15 protein-coding genes are annotated in these 15134 nt (G+C 60.9%); 6 read left to right on the plus strand and 9 right to left on the minus strand.

Translation table 11 applies throughout. From position 1 onward, the window contains the following. Window position 1: 1 nt before the first annotated feature. The 6 genes from A9D15_RS04780 to A9D15_RS04805 form a co-directional block, all read right to left on the minus strand. Window positions 2–1216 (minus strand): acetyl-CoA C-acetyltransferase, encoded by a 1215-nt coding sequence (locus A9D15_RS04780; RefSeq protein ID WP_066762392.1) that lies wholly within the window; start codon window positions 1214–1216, stop codon window positions 2–4. After that, window positions 1213–2427, minus strand: coding sequence for a CoA transferase (locus A9D15_RS04785; protein WP_066762395.1), 1215 nt, complete (start codon window positions 2425–2427; stop codon window positions 1213–1215). The genes A9D15_RS04780 and A9D15_RS04785 overlap by 4 nt, the downstream gene beginning before the upstream one ends. A gap of 108 nt (window positions 2428–2535) precedes the next feature. Next, window positions 2536–3705, minus strand: a complete 1170-nt coding sequence (locus tag A9D15_RS04790; protein ID WP_066762398.1) for an acyl-CoA dehydrogenase family protein — start codon at window positions 3703–3705, stop codon at window positions 2536–2538. 10 nt (window positions 3706–3715) lie between these two features. Beyond that, the gene (locus tag A9D15_RS04795; protein WP_066762401.1) at window positions 3716–4633 is read right to left on the minus strand and encodes an SDR family NAD(P)-dependent oxidoreductase; all 918 of its coding nucleotides are present in this window, start codon (window positions 4631–4633) and stop codon (window positions 3716–3718) included. 43 nt (window positions 4634–4676) lie between these two features. Continuing rightward, entirely contained in the window at window positions 4677–5180 is a 504-nt protein-coding gene (locus tag A9D15_RS04800; protein WP_066762470.1) for a TIGR02444 family protein, read from the minus strand. Between the two features lie 119 nt (window positions 5181–5299). Beyond that, window positions 5300–6160, minus strand: coding sequence for an alpha/beta fold hydrolase (locus A9D15_RS04805; protein ID WP_066762473.1), 861 nt, complete (start codon window positions 6158–6160; stop codon window positions 5300–5302). Window positions 6161–6298: 138 nt separating this feature from the next. Here A9D15_RS04805 and hpaH point away from each other — a divergent pair, with 138 nt between their 5' ends. Genes hpaH through A9D15_RS04820 form a run of 3 tightly spaced genes read left to right on the plus strand, consistent with a single transcriptional unit; the run spans window position 6299 to window position 9081 of the window. Next, window positions 6299–7114 (plus strand): 2-oxo-hept-4-ene-1,7-dioate hydratase, encoded by an 816-nt coding sequence (gene hpaH / locus A9D15_RS04810; RefSeq protein WP_066762404.1) that lies wholly within the window; start codon window positions 6299–6301, stop codon window positions 7112–7114. Between the two features lie 9 nt (window positions 7115–7123). Then, window positions 7124–7912, plus strand: a complete 789-nt coding sequence (locus tag A9D15_RS04815) for an HpcH/HpaI aldolase family protein (RefSeq protein ID WP_066762406.1) — start codon at window positions 7124–7126, stop codon at window positions 7910–7912. A 2-nt stretch (window positions 7913–7914) separates the two neighbouring features. Next, entirely contained in the window at window positions 7915–9081 is a 1167-nt protein-coding gene (locus tag A9D15_RS04820) for a CaiB/BaiF CoA transferase family protein (RefSeq protein WP_066762408.1), read from the plus strand. 9 nt (window positions 9082–9090) lie between these two features. On the opposite strand, the gene A9D15_RS04825 is transcribed toward A9D15_RS04820, so the two are convergent. Then, the gene (locus A9D15_RS04825) at window positions 9091–10323 is read right to left on the minus strand and encodes a multidrug effflux MFS transporter (RefSeq protein ID WP_229660418.1); all 1233 of its coding nucleotides are present in this window, start codon (window positions 10321–10323) and stop codon (window positions 9091–9093) included. A gap of 100 nt (window positions 10324–10423) precedes the next feature. Beyond that, window positions 10424–11275, minus strand: coding sequence for an IclR family transcriptional regulator (locus A9D15_RS04830; RefSeq protein ID WP_229660417.1), 852 nt, complete (start codon window positions 11273–11275; stop codon window positions 10424–10426). Window positions 11276–11468: 193 nt separating this feature from the next. Between A9D15_RS04830 and A9D15_RS04835 the strand changes: the two genes are divergently transcribed. From A9D15_RS04835 to A9D15_RS04845, 3 genes are all read left to right on the plus strand, one after another. After that, the gene (locus A9D15_RS04835; RefSeq protein WP_066762417.1) at window positions 11469–12398 is read left to right on the plus strand and encodes a fatty acid desaturase; all 930 of its coding nucleotides are present in this window, start codon (window positions 11469–11471) and stop codon (window positions 12396–12398) included. Between the two features lie 62 nt (window positions 12399–12460). Further along, window positions 12461–13780 carry an LLM class flavin-dependent oxidoreductase gene (locus A9D15_RS04840; protein ID WP_066762419.1) on the plus strand — a complete coding sequence of 440 codons (1320 nt, stop codon included), beginning with the start codon at window positions 12461–12463 and terminating at the stop codon, window positions 13778–13780. A 4-nt stretch (window positions 13781–13784) separates the two neighbouring features. Next, on the plus strand, window positions 13785–14717 hold the full coding sequence (locus A9D15_RS04845; protein WP_066762421.1) for a 2-dehydropantoate 2-reductase: 933 nt from the start codon (window positions 13785–13787) through the stop codon (window positions 14715–14717). Here A9D15_RS04845 and A9D15_RS04850 read toward each other — a convergent pair. Then, the gene (locus A9D15_RS04850; protein ID WP_066762424.1) at window positions 14703–15128 is read right to left on the minus strand and encodes a BphX family protein; all 426 of its coding nucleotides are present in this window, start codon (window positions 15126–15128) and stop codon (window positions 14703–14705) included. The two genes, A9D15_RS04845 and A9D15_RS04850, sit on opposite strands and share 15 nt — an antisense overlap. Window positions 15129–15134 lie beyond the last annotated feature (6 nt).

Below are 15134 nucleotides of genomic sequence, written 5' to 3' on the forward strand. Positions count from 1 at the left end.
TTCAGGCCGCGCGCTCGAAGATTGCGGCGATGCCTTGTCCGCCGCCGATGCACATCGTCTCAAGACCGTAGCGGCCTTTCGTGCGCACAAGTTCGCGGGTAAGGTTGGCAAGAATACGACCACCGGTTGCACCGATCGGGTGGCCAAGCGATATACCCGAACCATTGACATTGAGGATTTCGTTCCGGCCGTCGTCATCCGACCAGCCCCATCCTTTCAGAACCGCCAGAACTTGCGGTGCGAAGGCTTCGTTCAGCTCAACCAGATCAATATCGCCCCAGCCAAGGCCGCTGCGGGCGAACAAGCGTTGCACTGCAGGAACGGGACCAATTCCCATGCGACTGGGATCACAGCCCGCCGCGGCCGAGCTATGATAAAAGGCGATCGGTTCCACCCCCAGTTCGTCGAGTTTGTCTTCGGCCACCACTAGGCAAGCGGCAGCGGCGTCGTTCTGCTGACTGGCGTTGCCAGCGGTTACGACGCCGCCCTCGATCGCCTTCAGCGCGCCGAGCGAAGCCATCGTCGCGTCGCCGCGATAACCTTCATCGTGTGCGAAGATGACAGGCGCGCCCTTTCTTTGCGGCACCACAACCGGCACGATTTCGTCGTCGAACATTCCATTCGCCCAGGCGGCCGCGGCCCGCTGGTGGCTGCGCACGGCATAGGCATCTGCCTGTTCCCGGCTGATGTCATAATCCCTGGCAAGATTTTCGGCCGTTTCGATCATGCCGGAAATAACACCAAAACGCTCCGTCGGCTGAGACATAAGGCGTCCGCGCGTCAACCTGTCGTGAAGGGTGATATTGCCGGAACGCTTGCCCCTGCGAAGGTCGGTTGAATAATGTTCGACGTTGGACATTGATTCGACCCCGCCGGCGACAACAACGTCGGACATCCCCGTCTGCACCATCATCGCGGCGTTGACGATCGCCTGCAGCCCCGAACCGCAGCGCCGGTCGAGCTGATAGCCGGGGACTTCAAGCGGCAGGTCGGCAGCCAGCCATGACCAGTGGCCGATGGCCGGCGCCTCGCCGTTGCCATATCCCTGACTGAACACGACATCGTCAACCCGGGCGGGATCGATCTTCGTGCGCTCGATCAGGGCCTTGAGGATGACTGCGCCAAGCTCGCCTGCAGTCATCGGCGAAAGAGAGCCGCCAAACTTGCCCACCGCAGTGCGGATCGGCATGACAATGGCTGCGCGACGAAGGGTCATTTCGGGTCTCCACTCGCTATGTTGCCCACAATACCTGCGTCGATCAGGCGGCCGATTTCGGCGGCAGGCAGCGAGAGCAGATCCGCCAGGACTTCTTCGGTATGCTGGCCATTGTACGGCGCGGGACAAGGCTCCCGACGGTGCATTTGAGGAACGGTGGCGAATGTGCCCGCGGCGGGATAGTCGAAGCCGCTGGGATTTGGCACCGTCCCGAAAATCGGATTGTTCGCTACCAGCGCTGGATCGTGAACCGCATCAAGCATCCTGCGATAGGGCGAAAAGACGATTCCCCCCGCATCGAAGGCAGTGGACAGATCGGCGTAATCACGCGAACGGATTGCCCGTTCAAACAAGGGATAGAGCATGTCACGCAAGGTATATCGGAGGCCGTCATCCTGTTCGAAAGAAACACCGCGCTCTTGTTCGATGGCCGCAACATCTTCGGAAAGGCCCAGCGCTACCAGCAAATTGGCCCACTGGCGATGCGTGGCAACGACAATCATTATCCGCACCCCGTCGCGCGTGGTGAAGTCGCGACCGAACAAGCCATAAACTGCATTGCCAAGGCGCGGACGATCCCGGCCCGTATAGAGCATTTCTGCAAGTGCACCGAGGTTGGCGACCGTGCCGATCGCCACGTCTGACAACGGCAGCCGGATCTCGCATCCTTCGCCACTTGTGCTTCGCCACTGCATCGCGGCAAGCATGGCGAATGCTCCGTATGCGCCGGAAATGAGATCCCACGCGGGCAGGACATGATTGACCGGATCGGGGCCGGTTCCAGTCAGCATAGGGTATCCCACGGCATTGTTTATGGTGTAATCGAGCGCGGGCGAGCCATCGGCCCACCCCATTATCCGCAAGGTGACAAGATCCGGACACCCCTGCGCGAGGAGGGCATGGGACAGGAAACCATCCACCGGAAAATTGGTGATGAGCTGGCCGGTTGCCCTCACCAGTTCCTGCACAATTTCACGCCCCTCAGGCTTGCGAAGATCAACCGCGACTGACTTTTTTGCACGATTGAGATTCTCCCAATAGAGCGAGTCGTTCGCCTCCGTCACAGGCCAGCGCCGGTAATCGGGGCCGCCGCCAGTCTGGTCGACACGTATCACCTGTGCGCCAAATTGCGCGCAATAAAGGCCCGCCGTGGGAGAGGCGACGAATGACGATGCCTCAATGATCGATAGGCCATCGAGAAAACTATACATGGCGTTTGATCCGGCCCGCAGGCGAATTGGCCACGCGCCAGGGCGGGGCGGAATGAACCCCCTGGCCGCCCATGGTGCAGCCTGCGGATGAAGTGCAACCCACGAAGGTCAATTCGCCGCCGCAAATTCGCGCAGCATGTGCTTAGCGATCTGGAGTTGCAGGATCTGGGTCGTGCCTTCATAAATCCGATATATGCGCGCATCGCGGAAGAAACGTTCGGCATCGTATTCGGCAAGATAGCCGGCACCGCCGTGGATCTGGACGCAGGCATCAACCACCCGGCCGCACATTTCCGTCGCGAAAACCTTGAACGCCGCTGCTTTGCGCAAGATGTTCTCGCCTGCGTCGGCGCGCCGGGTGACATCGTCCATCATGCATTCGGCGGCATAGATTTCGATCTCGCTCTGGGCGAGCATCTGCTGGATCAACTGGAAGTTGGCAATCGGCTCGCCGAATGCCTTGCGCTCGGTCGCGTATCGGATGGCGCTGTCCAGCGCCCGGCGGGCATAAGCGGTCGCTGCGGCGCCCACCGACATCCTGCCGTTGTCGAGGCTCATCATCGCGAATGCAAAGCCCTTGCCAAGTTCGCCGCCGAGCAAAGCCTCGCTGCCAACGTGGACATCTTCCAGCACGATATCGGCGATATGGCTACCCGACTGGCCCATCTTCCTGTCCGACTTGCAGATCGTCACGCCGGGTATGTCAAGAGGGACGATGAATGCCGATATATGGGCGTTCTTGGGCAGATTTTCCGTGGCCGTCCGCGCCATGATCAGTCCAACCTTCGCAAAGGGCGAGTTGGTAATATATCGCTTGGTGCCATTGAGAAGCCAGCCGTCGGCGGTCGGCACCGCAGTCGTCTGCAGACCCGCCGCATCTGATCCCGAACCGGGTTCGGTCAGGCCGAAAGCGGCGATTTCACCCGCGGCAATGCGCGGCAGCCATGCAGCCTTCTGCGCTTCTGTTCCACCATTCTTGAAGGCTGATGCGAACATGCCGACATTGATCGAGATGATCGAGCGGAATGCCGGCATCGCATAACTTAGCGTGTGCATGGTGCGGATATACTGGCTGATGTTCATGCCGGCGCCGCCATGCTCTTCCGGTATGGTCAATCCAAACAGACCCATGTCGCGCATCGCTTCGAGGACGCTTTCGGGGATGAGGTCGGTTTCAATAATTTTGCGCTCGACAGGAATGAGCCGGTCGCGCACGAAGCGTTCAAGCTGTATCAAGAATTGTTCGAAGACTTCTGCATCCATGCCGGCGTTGCTCATCGGTTACCTGTCAGATTGGATCATAAGGAAAGACATGCGCCGAGACTTCATCGGCGCGCGCGAAGCTGCTGCGAAACGAAGGTACAAGCTCGTGGGCAATTGCCTCCGGCGTCCAGCCTTCGACCTTGGTCATCGACCGGATCGGCCGGGGCTTGCAAAACAGGGCGATTTCATTCTTGCGAACCGCGAAAATCTGGTTCGTCACGTCCTTGGACAGGTCGGATGCCAGATAGGCAACCAAAGGCGCGATCTTGTCTGCCGACATGGATTGCAACCGTTGGACACGTTCGTGTTCGGCAGGGGTTGTCGCGGGAATTGACGAGGTCATGCGGCTCCACGCAAAAGGCGCGATGCAGTTCGAGCGGACGCCAACCCGCGCCATGTCGAGCGCGATAGACTGCGAAAGCGCGACGACGGCCAACTTTGCCGCCGAATAGTTCGCCTGCCCGATGTTGCCGATCAGACCGCTCGTCGAAGTGAAATGAACGAAACTGCCCGCCTTCTGTTCACGAAAATAGGGCGTGGCGGCCTGGGAAACGTTGAAGACACCAGTAAGATTGACCGCGATGACGCTGGTCCAGTCCGCGTGACTCATCTTGTGCCAGATGCTGTCTCGCAGGATGCCTGCATTGTTCACGACCGCATCAATTCGGCCAAATTTCCGTACCGCATCCTCGATAATGCTCTGCGCCTCCGCCGGATCTGCAACATTACCGAAGTTGGCCGCCGCTTTGCCCCCGGCAGCGATGATGTCGTTGGCGGTGTTCTGAGCGAATGCGGTATCGCCGCCGTTGCCCGCCTGCGCCACGCCAGGATCGTTGACGATAATTGCCGCCCCCTGCGCGGCGCAATACAACGCCAGTTGGCGACCTATTCCGCGCCCGGCACCAGTGATCGCGACAACTGATCCATCCAGGCACCGATCCATATCCCGTTCCTCAAATGCAATTAGCCCGACAGGCAGGACTGGCTCAATGCCAGGCCCTGGCAACAAGCTCACCCAGTTCCTCTGCCACTCCGCCAGATGTGCTCGCCAAGGTACAATAGTTGGCAAAGCTTGCCTGGACTGCTGCTTCGGACGACTCGGCACGGGTCAACTGGTCCAGGTCCAGCCCAGCGAGCATTTGGGACTGGACCAGACGTTCACCATGCAACTCTGCCGTCTTCAGCGCCGCATAGGCTGCGGCGTTAATTTCCGACTCAGGCGTACCTTGGCACCACTGCTTCATCCAGCGCCGCACCGAACGGACCGGTTGCACGAAGCGTTCATTCGCAGTTGCTGCCGAGTGCTGCGCGGCCTCGATGTCCGAAACAGCGAGAATGGTGCTACGCGCCCCTGCCAACCAAAGGCAAAGCAACACCGTGTTGACGTCACACCCATGCTGATCCTGCAAGGCAAGGCAGGAAGCTGCCACACCCGGCTTGGCATAAATGTGTAAAGAATAGTCCCATAACGCCGCCGCGTGCTGCTCCACCTGAACTGAAGCTCCATCACCCACTGGCGGCACGACCGGGCCTTGGTCCGACCGTGCCGAAGTAGCCAATCGCGGACCTTGGTGAAAATGCTGACCAGACATGCAACGAGGCCAACCGCCTAGAACGTGCGGGCGCCGAAATGGATTTCCATCATCGGACGCATGACATCCCACCGTTCCAGCTGCGACCAGTGACCCGAACGGTCGAGAACGTAGAGTTCGGCATGCTTGAGATGCTGGATCAGGTAGAGGCTGGTGTCGAGCGGCACCACCCGGTCCTGGCGGCCATGGAAGATCAGCACTTCGTGCGGCATTTTGCCCAGCAGTTCGGGCGGCATGTTGAGCGTCTCAATGCCGTTCTTCATCGAATCGATCATCTTGACCGCGGTCTTCATGATTCCCGGATCGGTGGCGATCTTGTAACGGTTCTCGACGATTTCCTCCATGCCTTCGAACTTCTCGGCATCGTAGGCGAAGCTGTGCATCACCTGGCGATAGCGAGAGTAACGCGGGTCCGAATAGAACGAGAGCAGGCGGATCAATTCCGGGGTGCGCGGGCCGGGCGCCCCGATCGAACCCATCAGCACCACCTTGTCGATCGTGTCGGGCTCCTCGCTCATCATCTGCAGGGTCAGCGCGCCGCCCATCGAATTACCGACAACGTGGGCCTTCTTCACACCGAGCGCCTCAAGCAGGCCAAAGCACTGGTCGACCCGGGTGCCGATCCAGCCCATCACGCTGTCAGGCCACGGATCGGGAATCACCGACTGGCCGAAACCGATCAGGTCGGGCGCGATCACGAAGAAGTTTTCGGCGAGGTCCGGCATCAGGTGATACCAGTTGGATGCGGCATGTGCGCCCGGACCCGCACCGTGAAGCAGCAGAATTGCCGGCTTGGACGGATCGCCCGCCAAGAGGGTGTGCGAGGTCAAGCCCCGGCCCGTGATCTTTTCTTCCCTGATAACACCTTCAGCAGCCATGACATTCTCCCATGTGATCCTGACGAAATATCCGCGCGACTCTTCGCCGGAGTTCACGGTCAAATTTGCCGGAACCTAAGATATCGTTTGACATTGTGCAATGGTTTTTCCCAAAGGATATGCCACGGGAGATTCAAGATGGCAGTGGAGGTATTCAGCGACCTACTGGTCAACGAGCTGGCGCTTGAACTCGACGGCGCCGAACAGACCCGCGAACGGGTCCGGCCGTTCTCGGCGCGCTATCCTGCCATGCGGATCGAGGATGCCTACCGCATCAACCAGGCTTGGGTCGATCTCAAGCGAGAGCGCGGCCGGACCGTCTTTGGTCACAAGATCGGCCTGACCTCGCGCGCGATGCAACAGGCAGCCGGGATCACCGAACCCGATTACGGCACCTTGCTGGATGACATGGTGTTCGAACAGGGCAGCGACGTTCCGGCCGCGCGGTTCATCACGCCCAAGGTCGAGGTCGAGTTGGCCTTTGTGCTCGGGCGCCGCCTGGAAGGAGCACAGACGACGATTTTCGATGTCCTGAGCGCCACCGACTATGTGGTTCCGGCAATCGAAATCATCGACACACGGGTGCATCCCAAGGATGCCGAAACCGGGGCCGCGCGCAAGGTCCTGGACACGATCAGCGACAATGCCGCCAATGCCGGAATCATTGTCGGCGGTCTGCCGGCGAAACCCGACGGGCTCGACCTGCGCCGCATCGGCGCCCTGCTCAGCCGCAACGGGGTGATCGAGGAGACCGGCCTTGCGGCAGGGGTGCTCAACCATCCCGCCAACGGCGTCGCGTGGCTGGTACGGCGGCTCGCGCCCTGGGGGCAAGGGCTCGAAGCCGGAGAAGTCGTGCTCGGCGGATCGTTCACGCGCCCGGTCGAAGCGGCGCCGGGCGATGTCTTCAATGCCGATTTCGGCGAGTTTGGTTCAATCGGGTTCCGGTTCGTTTAGGGGGCGAAAATGCAAACACCCGTCAACCGCTTCAAGGCGGCCTTGCGCGAAGGTCCGGTCCAGCTTGGCTTCTGGTTGGCCCTGGCCCATCCAGACATTGCCGAAATCTGCGCGGGCCATGGCTATGACTGGCTGCTGATCGATGGCGAACATGGCCCGCAGACCCTGCCCGGCATCGTCGCGCAGCTGCGTGCGATCGAGGCGACGCCGCCGTGTTCGGCGATCGTCCGGATTGCCGGCCACGATCCGGTAGCAATCAAGCAGGTTCTCGATCTTGGAGCGCAGACTCTGATGGTTCCGATGGTCGAAACCGCCGAACAGGCCCAGGCCATCGTAACTGCGTCCCGCTATCCGCCTGCAGGCGAACGCGGCCTCGGTGGCGCCCGTGCCGCGCGCTGGGGTGGCTATCCTGCCTATGTCGCAGAAGCCAATGCGCAGGTTTGCATCATCGCCCAGATCGAGACCGCGACCGCCGTCGACAATATTGAGGCGATCGCCGCAGTGGACGGGATCGACGCGCTGTTTCTTGGACCTGCGGACCTGGCCGCGACCGAAGGTTTGCTGGGCGGAAGCAGCTTCGATGCCCTGTTCAAGCTGACCGGCGAGGCGCTGGCGCGTATCGTGGCAACCGGCAAACCGGCTGGGATCCTTTCGCGCGACGAGCGGCTCGTCCAGCAGTTCCTCGATGGCGGTGCCCGCTTCATCGCCAACGGGATCGACAGCTTCACCTTGGCAAAAGGTGCAGGCGACGGGCTTCGCCGCTGGCGCGAACGCATCGCCGCGCTGGGCGGAGACTGACCATGGCGAAACCGTCCTGGCGGGCCGCGGTAACCGGCGATCCGTCCAAACCGCTCGATGGGGTGCGGGTGCTTGAGCTCGCCCGCATTCTGGCCGGCCCCTGGTGCGGGCAATTGCTGGCGGACCTGGGCGCCGAAGTGATCAAGATCGAGCGGCCCGGTGCGGGCGACGACACGCGGCATTGGGGGCCGCCGTTCGTCACCGCAGAAGACGGTACGAGTCTGGGCGCGGCCTATTTCCATTCGACCAATCGCGGCAAGCGCTCCTTCGCGATCGACATCGCCAGCGCGGAAGGCCAGGCCATCATCCGCGAGCTGGCGAACGGGGCCGACATCCTGATCGAAAACTACAAGGTCGGCGGGCTGGCTAAATACGGGCTTGACCATGCCGCGCTGTCCGAACTGAACCCGCGCCTGATTACTTGCTCGATCACCGGGTTCGGGCAGACCGGGCCTTATGCCCACCGCGCGGGCTACGATTTCATCGCCCAGGCCATGGGCGGCATGATGTCGATGACCGGCGAACCCGATCGCGAGCCACAGAAGGCTGGCATCGCGGTGGCCGACCTGTTCACGGGCATGTACAGCACTGTGGCGATTCTCGCCGCGCTCAACCGCCGGGACCGCACCGGCAGCGGCGCCCATATCGACATGGCGCTGCTCGATACCCAGGTGGCGGTCATGGCCAATCAGGCGATGAACTGGATGACTTCGGGCAAGGTCCCGCGCCGGTTCGGCAACGGTCATGCCAATCTGGCACCCTATCAAGCCTTCCCCACGCTTGACGGGCCCTTGGTGATTGCGGCGGGCAATGACAGCCAGTTCGCCAGCCTTTGCCGCATCCTCGAATGCTCGCTGCATGACGATCCGCGCTTCACCACCAACCCCGCACGGCTTGCGAACAGGTCCGAACTTATCGAAACCGTGGAGACGCTTACGGCCCGATGGAACCGGCAGGAACTGTTCAACGCGCTGGAGGACGCGGGCGTACCCGCCGGACCGATCAACGAGCTCGACGAAGTGTTCGCTGATCCGCATGTCGTTGCAAGGGGTCTGGCGGTAACCCCGGAAGGCTACAAGGGTGTCGCTAGCCCGATCGTGATAGACGGTGTGAGAATGGTTTCGGACCGACCGGCACCGGGCATACCTCAGCCCTTCAAGGTCGAATAAGTCCGGCGATCAGCCTTTCGTCCGTACCGCCACACTCGCTGCGAACAGTCTGCCCCCCTCGCTGAACAGTACCAGTAGAATAGTCACAGTCGCCACGCCAACGAGCGAATAGGCCAAAGGCAGTGGCGAACCGTCGTAGGCCTGACCGATCAAGGCACCCAGCCCAGCACCAAGTACCAACCGAAAGAAGGTCTGGACCGAGGCGGCAGCGCCAGCGAGCTTACCGAACGGCTGCAGTGAAATTGCGGTGAAATTGATGAATACCGTGATCAGCAGGCACATGTTCGCGGACATCAGCAAGACAAATTGCAACAAGGTCTCGCCCGGGCGCGATGCCAGATAGACCTGGCAGACCGAGACGATGAGGTAGCAGAGGATCGCGGCATGCCCAAGCCGCCGGGTTCCGAAACGGTGTACGATCGCAGAATTGGCAATGCTGGCCAGCATCATCGAGCCCGCCATCAAGCCAAAGATTACCGAATAGGCCCCGCCGGCCCCGAAATGTTCGCCGATCAATTGCTGCGAGCTGTTGATGAAGCCGAAGTGAGCGCCGAAAATCAGGGCCATGCCAATGACGTAACCGATCGACCGGCGGTTTGTCAGAACGAGGCGGATGTTACCGAACAATTCTCTGGCACCATGGGACTGCCGCCGGGAAAGCGGCAGCGTTTCTTCCATGCGGTAGAAATACCATGCTGACACTCCCATCGACAGCACGCCGATGACAATGAAGACGGCACGCCAGCCGAGCGTAGTAAAGATCACATAACCCAAACTTGGGGCAAGGGTCGGGACTGCCATAAACAGCATCGCGACAAAGGCTTGCAGCTTGGCCATGTCTTCGCCTTGATAGCGGTCGCGAATGATCGCCATAGGAAGGACGGTCAGGGCGGACGAGGCACAGCCAAGCAGCGCGCGGGCCGCCAGCAGGACGGAAAAGTCAGCCACGAAAGCACAAAGCAGATTGATCAGGGCGAACAGGCCCATGCAAACCAGCAGGACCGGCTTCCTCCCAAGCCGGTCGGAGATCGTCCCCGGGACGAGCGAAAACAGGCCGGAGCAGATCAGGAAGGTGCCGATGACCCATTGCCGCTGGTTTGAACCGCTTGCCCCCAGATCGTTTGCCATGACACCTAAGACCGGAAGCAAAGTTGTAAACCCAAGTGACTGCAATGCCTGGATCATCGCCATCATGGCGATGAACTCCCGTTTGCCGATTGGCTCTTTATGGGTCAGCGACAATCTTTATACCTTCCGGATGGTCGGGCCTGGCAGCGCCCCCGCCATGAAGCCGGTCCACCAATATGGAGGCCAGTCCACTTCTGATGGAAAACCGCAGGAGCTATCCTTGCCAGCCGATCGCACGACTCGCTGCTATGGCCGCCGAACGGATCTTTTCGATCTTCGGCTTCGAATAAAAATGCTTTTCCTGAACTCGCGAGAGAACGCTCATCGTTGCAACAAGCCTGTTCCCGGAACCAAGCACAGGTACACTCAAGGCAGAGAGACCAGGCACAACTGTACCCTGTGTGGTCGCGTATCCCATCTCGCGCGCTTGGACTATCTGCCTTTCCAGTTCGTCGTCGGAAACCACCAGCCCGCTGGCGCGCTCCTGGGCGATGACGGGCCGAGTCAAAGCTCGTGAACAATGGGTCAAATACAGGATGCCGGTGGACGAAGCCTGCAAGGGCAAAACAGAGCCGACGTGCAAACTGGTAAACAGGGGCAGACCGCCATCGATCCAGCGAATCACCGTTGGCCCATAATTGCCCCAGACCGACAGCAACCCAGTCGTTTGCAGTTCTTCCAGCACGCTCGCCAGATTATCGCCAGCGATCCGTACCGGCTCCACCCGCGCCAGCGCGGCCATGCCAATACGAACTGAAAACTCACCTAGTGCATAGCGGCCATTCTGGACCTTCTGCTCGACCACGCCTGTATTGACAAAAGACAGCAGGTAACGGTGTGCCTGGCTGCGTGACAGACCCGATTTCTCGGCAACATCACGCAGATGTGCGCCATCCCTTGGGCAATCCATCAAGGCCCTGAGGACGCGAACACCAATTTCCACGGACTGGATAGCCTTGCGCGGCGAATCATTCGCGCTCAAATCTTTGGGAGGCAAGCGCTCGGTAGCCTGATGTTCCATTTCATCACCTTTAGCTGAAAGCTGGCTAGCCTTGCGTGCATTCATTCGGTACTCCCATTACCAGCATTGCCCGGCCCGAAGTCCCCTTGCATGACGGGAAAAGAGTTGCATATTGTCCAACGAATAGTGTAGGCGGCAAAATTGTTCAAGAGCATAACCTCGGTCAAATACGACAAAGAGGCCAAGCGTCAACCCAACTAGGCGCTTCTAAGCCAGTGAGAGGAAAGGAACCCGGGTAATGGCTGCAATCGCGTTTCCCAGATCGTCCGAAGAGCATTTCGAACAGCTGCGAAAGGCGCCCGTTCTCGCCCTGCCGACGGCTCTCCTGTTTGTCATTTCCATGGCAGGGATCGCAACGACCTGGTACCTGGCGCTGAACTCGATGCTTCCGCTTTGGGTCGGCGCAATCGCCAACGGACTGATCACCTATCTGCTCTTCAGCGTGATCCACGACGCCGCGCACAAGTCCTTGTCGAGTGTTTCCTGGATCAATGAAACGATCGGTGCGATCGGCCTTTTCTTCCTCTTCCCCTACGCCCCGATGGTACTGCTGCGCTGGGTCCACAACAAGCACCACACGCATACCAACGGCCCCAAAGACCCCGACCGGTTCGAGCATGAATCGCCCTGGTGGCAGGTTCCATTCCGCTGGACCTTCTTTGACGGTGCCTACATCTGGTATTTCATCAAGCATGGTCAGAACGTGCGCAAGAAACATGGCACCGAACTGGTCGTATTCTACTCGCTGCTCGCTCTGCTGTTCGTTGCGGCAATTTACTTCGGCTTCGGCTGGGAACTGTTCATGCTGTGGTTCGTGCCGTCACGGATCACGCTGTTCATCATCGCCATCGTCTTCGTCATCCTGCCACATCATCCCGCGATCATCGCGCAAGACGAAGACCCTTACATGGCGACAACCATGCGGTTCGGCTGGGAATGGTTGCTCAACCCGCTGCTGGTTTATCAGAATTACCACCTGATCCACCACCTCTGGCCGGAAATCCCGTTCTACCGGATGCACAAGGCCTATTACCTCAAATATGATGAAATCAACGCCAACCGCATCCCGCGCCAGAAGGCCTTCGCCCTGAAGCCCGAAAACTACGAAGAACACTTCGCCGTTCGCCGGGAACTCGACCAGGCGCAAGGCAAGGCAAGGCCTGCCTAACGAAATAACGGCCGGACCGTTCGGTATGGTCCGGCCGTACCTCCAGACCGGGAAACGCACTGATGGCCAAGCAACTTCACCTCGGCGCGTTCATGCGTCCGGTCAGCATTCACACCGGGGCATGGCGTTATCCCGGGGCGATCCGCGACGCGAACTTCAGCCTCAAAGCGATCCAGCGCTTCATCCGCAGCCTGGAAGCTGCCAAGTTCGATTATTTCTTCATGGCTGATCACCTCGGCGTGCTCAACCTGCCACGCCAGGCGCTGATGCGCAGCCACACTGTGACCTCGTTCGAGCCATTCACGTTGCTTTCCGCACTGGCCGGGGTGACTGAGCGAATCGGCCTCGTCGCAACGGCCTCGACCACTTACGAAGAGCCGTTCCATGTCGCGCGCCGCTTTGCCTCTCTCGATCACATCAGCGGCGGGCGGACCGGCTGGAACGTGGTGACCACTTCGAATCCGGACAGCAGCCGCAACTTCGGCCTAGAGACCCAGCCAGATCACGCCGCGCGCTATCACCGCGCCCGCGAGTTTCATGACGTGGTGACCGGGCTGTGGGACAGTTTCGCCGACGATGCCTTCGTTATGGACGCAGCAAAGGGCATCTATTTCGACCCCGCCCGGATGCGTGCGCTGAACCACAAGGGCGAGCATTTCTCGGTCACCGGGCCGCTTAACATCGCCCGTCCGGTTCAAGGCTGGCCGGTCATCTTCCAGGCCGGTGCCTCGGACCCGGGCCGCCAGCTCGCTGCCGAAACCGCCGAAGCCGTATTTGCTGCGGAATCGACGCTGGAAGGCAGCAAAGCCTATTACGACGACGTCAAAGGGCGGGCGGCGACGGTAGGACGCAATCCCAATCACATCAAGATCATGCCGGCCGTATTCCTGGTTGTTGGAGACACCGTCGAGGAAGCCCACGCGAAGCGCGCGAAACTGGACAGCCTGGTCCACTACGACAGCGGCATCCATTCACTGTCCGGCATGCTGGGTCACGACGTATCGAGCTTCGATCCCGATGGCCCCCTGCCCGACATCCCCGAATCCAACGCCAGCAAAAGTTCGCGGCGGTTCATGATCGAACTGGCTCAGGCGGAGAATCTGACGATCCGGCAACTCGCCGCCAAGGCCGGCAGCTATGGCGGGCTGGCCTTTGTCGGCACCGCCAAGACCATCGCCGATGAAATGCAGCACTGGCTTGAGCAGGGCGCCTGCGACGGCTTCACCACCATGTTCCCTTATCTGCCCGAAGGTCTGGAAGACTTCACCGGCAAGGTCGTGCCGGAACTGCAGGCGCGCGGCCTCTTCCGCACCGAATACGAAGGCGAAACGCTGCGCGACCATCTAGGCCTGCCGCGCCCGGACAACCGCTTCTTCGCCTAATGCGGTGAGCCGGTTTGTCATCATCGGCGCCGGGGCAATCGGCAGTTTCCTGAGCACGCGGTTGCACAACGCCGGGCATGAAGTTCTGCTGATCGCCCGAGGAGCGCGGCTCGAGGTCTTGCGAAACACGGGCGTGCTGCTGTCCGAAGGCGGGGCCGAGCGGCAAGTGCGTGTGCCGGTGTCCGCAGCATGCGATCCCGCAACGCCGCCGGATCATGCCATCCTGGCAACCAAGACGTTTCAGATCGAATCCGCGCTTGCCCTGCTCGAACCACTGCGCGGAAGCCGCTTCACGCTGCTGACGGTGCAGAATGGGGTCGAAGCACCCGGCATCGCCCAGGCCGCCCTGCCCCGCGCTGTCGTGCTTGGCGCACGCATGCACGGCTTCTTCGAGCTTGAAGACGGGATCGTGCGCCACACCGGCGTCCCCGCCACGCTGCTGGCCGGCCCGGTCGCCGATCGCGCAACCGACCCGGCTGCCGGACAGGCCTCGGCAATCCTTGCGGGCGACCTTATAGCCGCTGGGGTCCCCACCACTCTGACAGGCGACATGCGCCCAGCGTTGTGGGACAAGTTCCTGATGGCCGCGACGATCGGCGCGGTGGCCCCGGCGTTCGGCCTGAAGGTCGGTCAGGTGCTGGGCCATCCCCAGGCCAGCGCGCTTTTGCGCGAGGCCATGGCCGAGGTCGAACGGATCGCAGCGGCGTTGGGCATCGAATTGCCGCCCGATTGCATATACGAGAAGCTGGACTTCATCGGCCGCTTTCCACCCGACGTCACCAGTTCGCTGCAGCGCGATCTCGAAAGCGGCAGACCTTCGGAATTCGCTCACCTCACCGGCGCGATTCCTCGTTTCGCCCGGCAGGCAGGGCTGCCCTGCCCTGCGGCAGACGATGTTATTGCGCGGTTGCGCGCCCGTGGACTACGCCTTGACTGATCCGGCGGTTTCCCGCTCAACCGCGCGCACGGCAAACCAAGCGCCCGCGACAATCACTGCGTGCGCTACCAAGGTCGTCAACCCGACCCACAAAGCCTCACCGCTCCAGACAATGCTATAGATGTCCCAGGCCGAACCGACCAACTCGGTCAGCACGATCACCGGGACGAGCGCGCGGTAATGCATCGGGTCGCGAGCACCCCATAGTGCCACGACGCCGATCGCGGCCAACTGGACGCCGACGATCAGCCATGCGTCGAGCAACAGGCCGAACATCGGCGTCCCCTGCCCCAGCGCGATCCCAGGGTAGATCAACGGCAGCGCCCCGCCGTAGACCGGAGGCCAGAGCAGCACGAGATTGCAGAGATACCAGATCCCCACGGCGATCAGGAAAATGCGCAGAACCTTCATGGCGGC

It is taken from the genome of Croceicoccus pelagius (assembly GCF_001661915.1).
GTDB lineage: Bacteria > Pseudomonadota > Alphaproteobacteria > Sphingomonadales > Sphingomonadaceae > Croceicoccus > Croceicoccus pelagius.

Coding starts and splice junctions, on each gene's coding strand:
- A9D15_RS04820 (WP_066762408.1), top strand. CDS start 7,915: ATGGCGAAACCGTCCTGGCGGGCCGCGGTAACCGGCGATCCGTCCAAA.
- A9D15_RS04785 (WP_066762395.1), bottom strand. CDS start 2,427: ATGTATAGTTTTCTCGATGGCCTATCGATCATTGAGGCATCGTCATTC.
- A9D15_RS04805 (WP_066762473.1), bottom strand. CDS start 6,160: ATGGCTGCTGAAGGTGTTATCAGGGAAGAAAAGATCACGGGCCGGGGC.
- A9D15_RS04840 (WP_066762419.1), top strand. CDS start 12,461: ATGGCCAAGCAACTTCACCTCGGCGCGTTCATGCGTCCGGTCAGCATT.
- A9D15_RS04780 (WP_066762392.1), bottom strand. CDS start 1,216: ATGACCCTTCGTCGCGCAGCCATTGTCATGCCGATCCGCACTGCGGTG.
- A9D15_RS04790 (WP_066762398.1), bottom strand. CDS start 3,705: ATGAGCAACGCCGGCATGGATGCAGAAGTCTTCGAACAATTCTTGATA.
- hpaH (WP_066762404.1), top strand. CDS start 6,299: ATGGCAGTGGAGGTATTCAGCGACCTACTGGTCAACGAGCTGGCGCTT.
- A9D15_RS04815 (WP_066762406.1), top strand. CDS start 7,124: ATGCAAACACCCGTCAACCGCTTCAAGGCGGCCTTGCGCGAAGGTCCG.
- A9D15_RS04850 (WP_066762424.1), bottom strand. CDS start 15,128: ATGAAGGTTCTGCGCATTTTCCTGATCGCCGTGGGGATCTGGTATCTC.
- A9D15_RS04830 (WP_229660417.1), bottom strand. CDS start 11,275: ATGAATGCACGCAAGGCTAGCCAGCTTTCAGCTAAAGGTGATGAAATG.
- A9D15_RS04795 (WP_066762401.1), bottom strand. CDS start 4,633: ATGGATCGGTGCCTGGATGGATCAGTTGTCGCGATCACTGGTGCCGGG.
- A9D15_RS04835 (WP_066762417.1), top strand. CDS start 11,469: ATGGCTGCAATCGCGTTTCCCAGATCGTCCGAAGAGCATTTCGAACAG.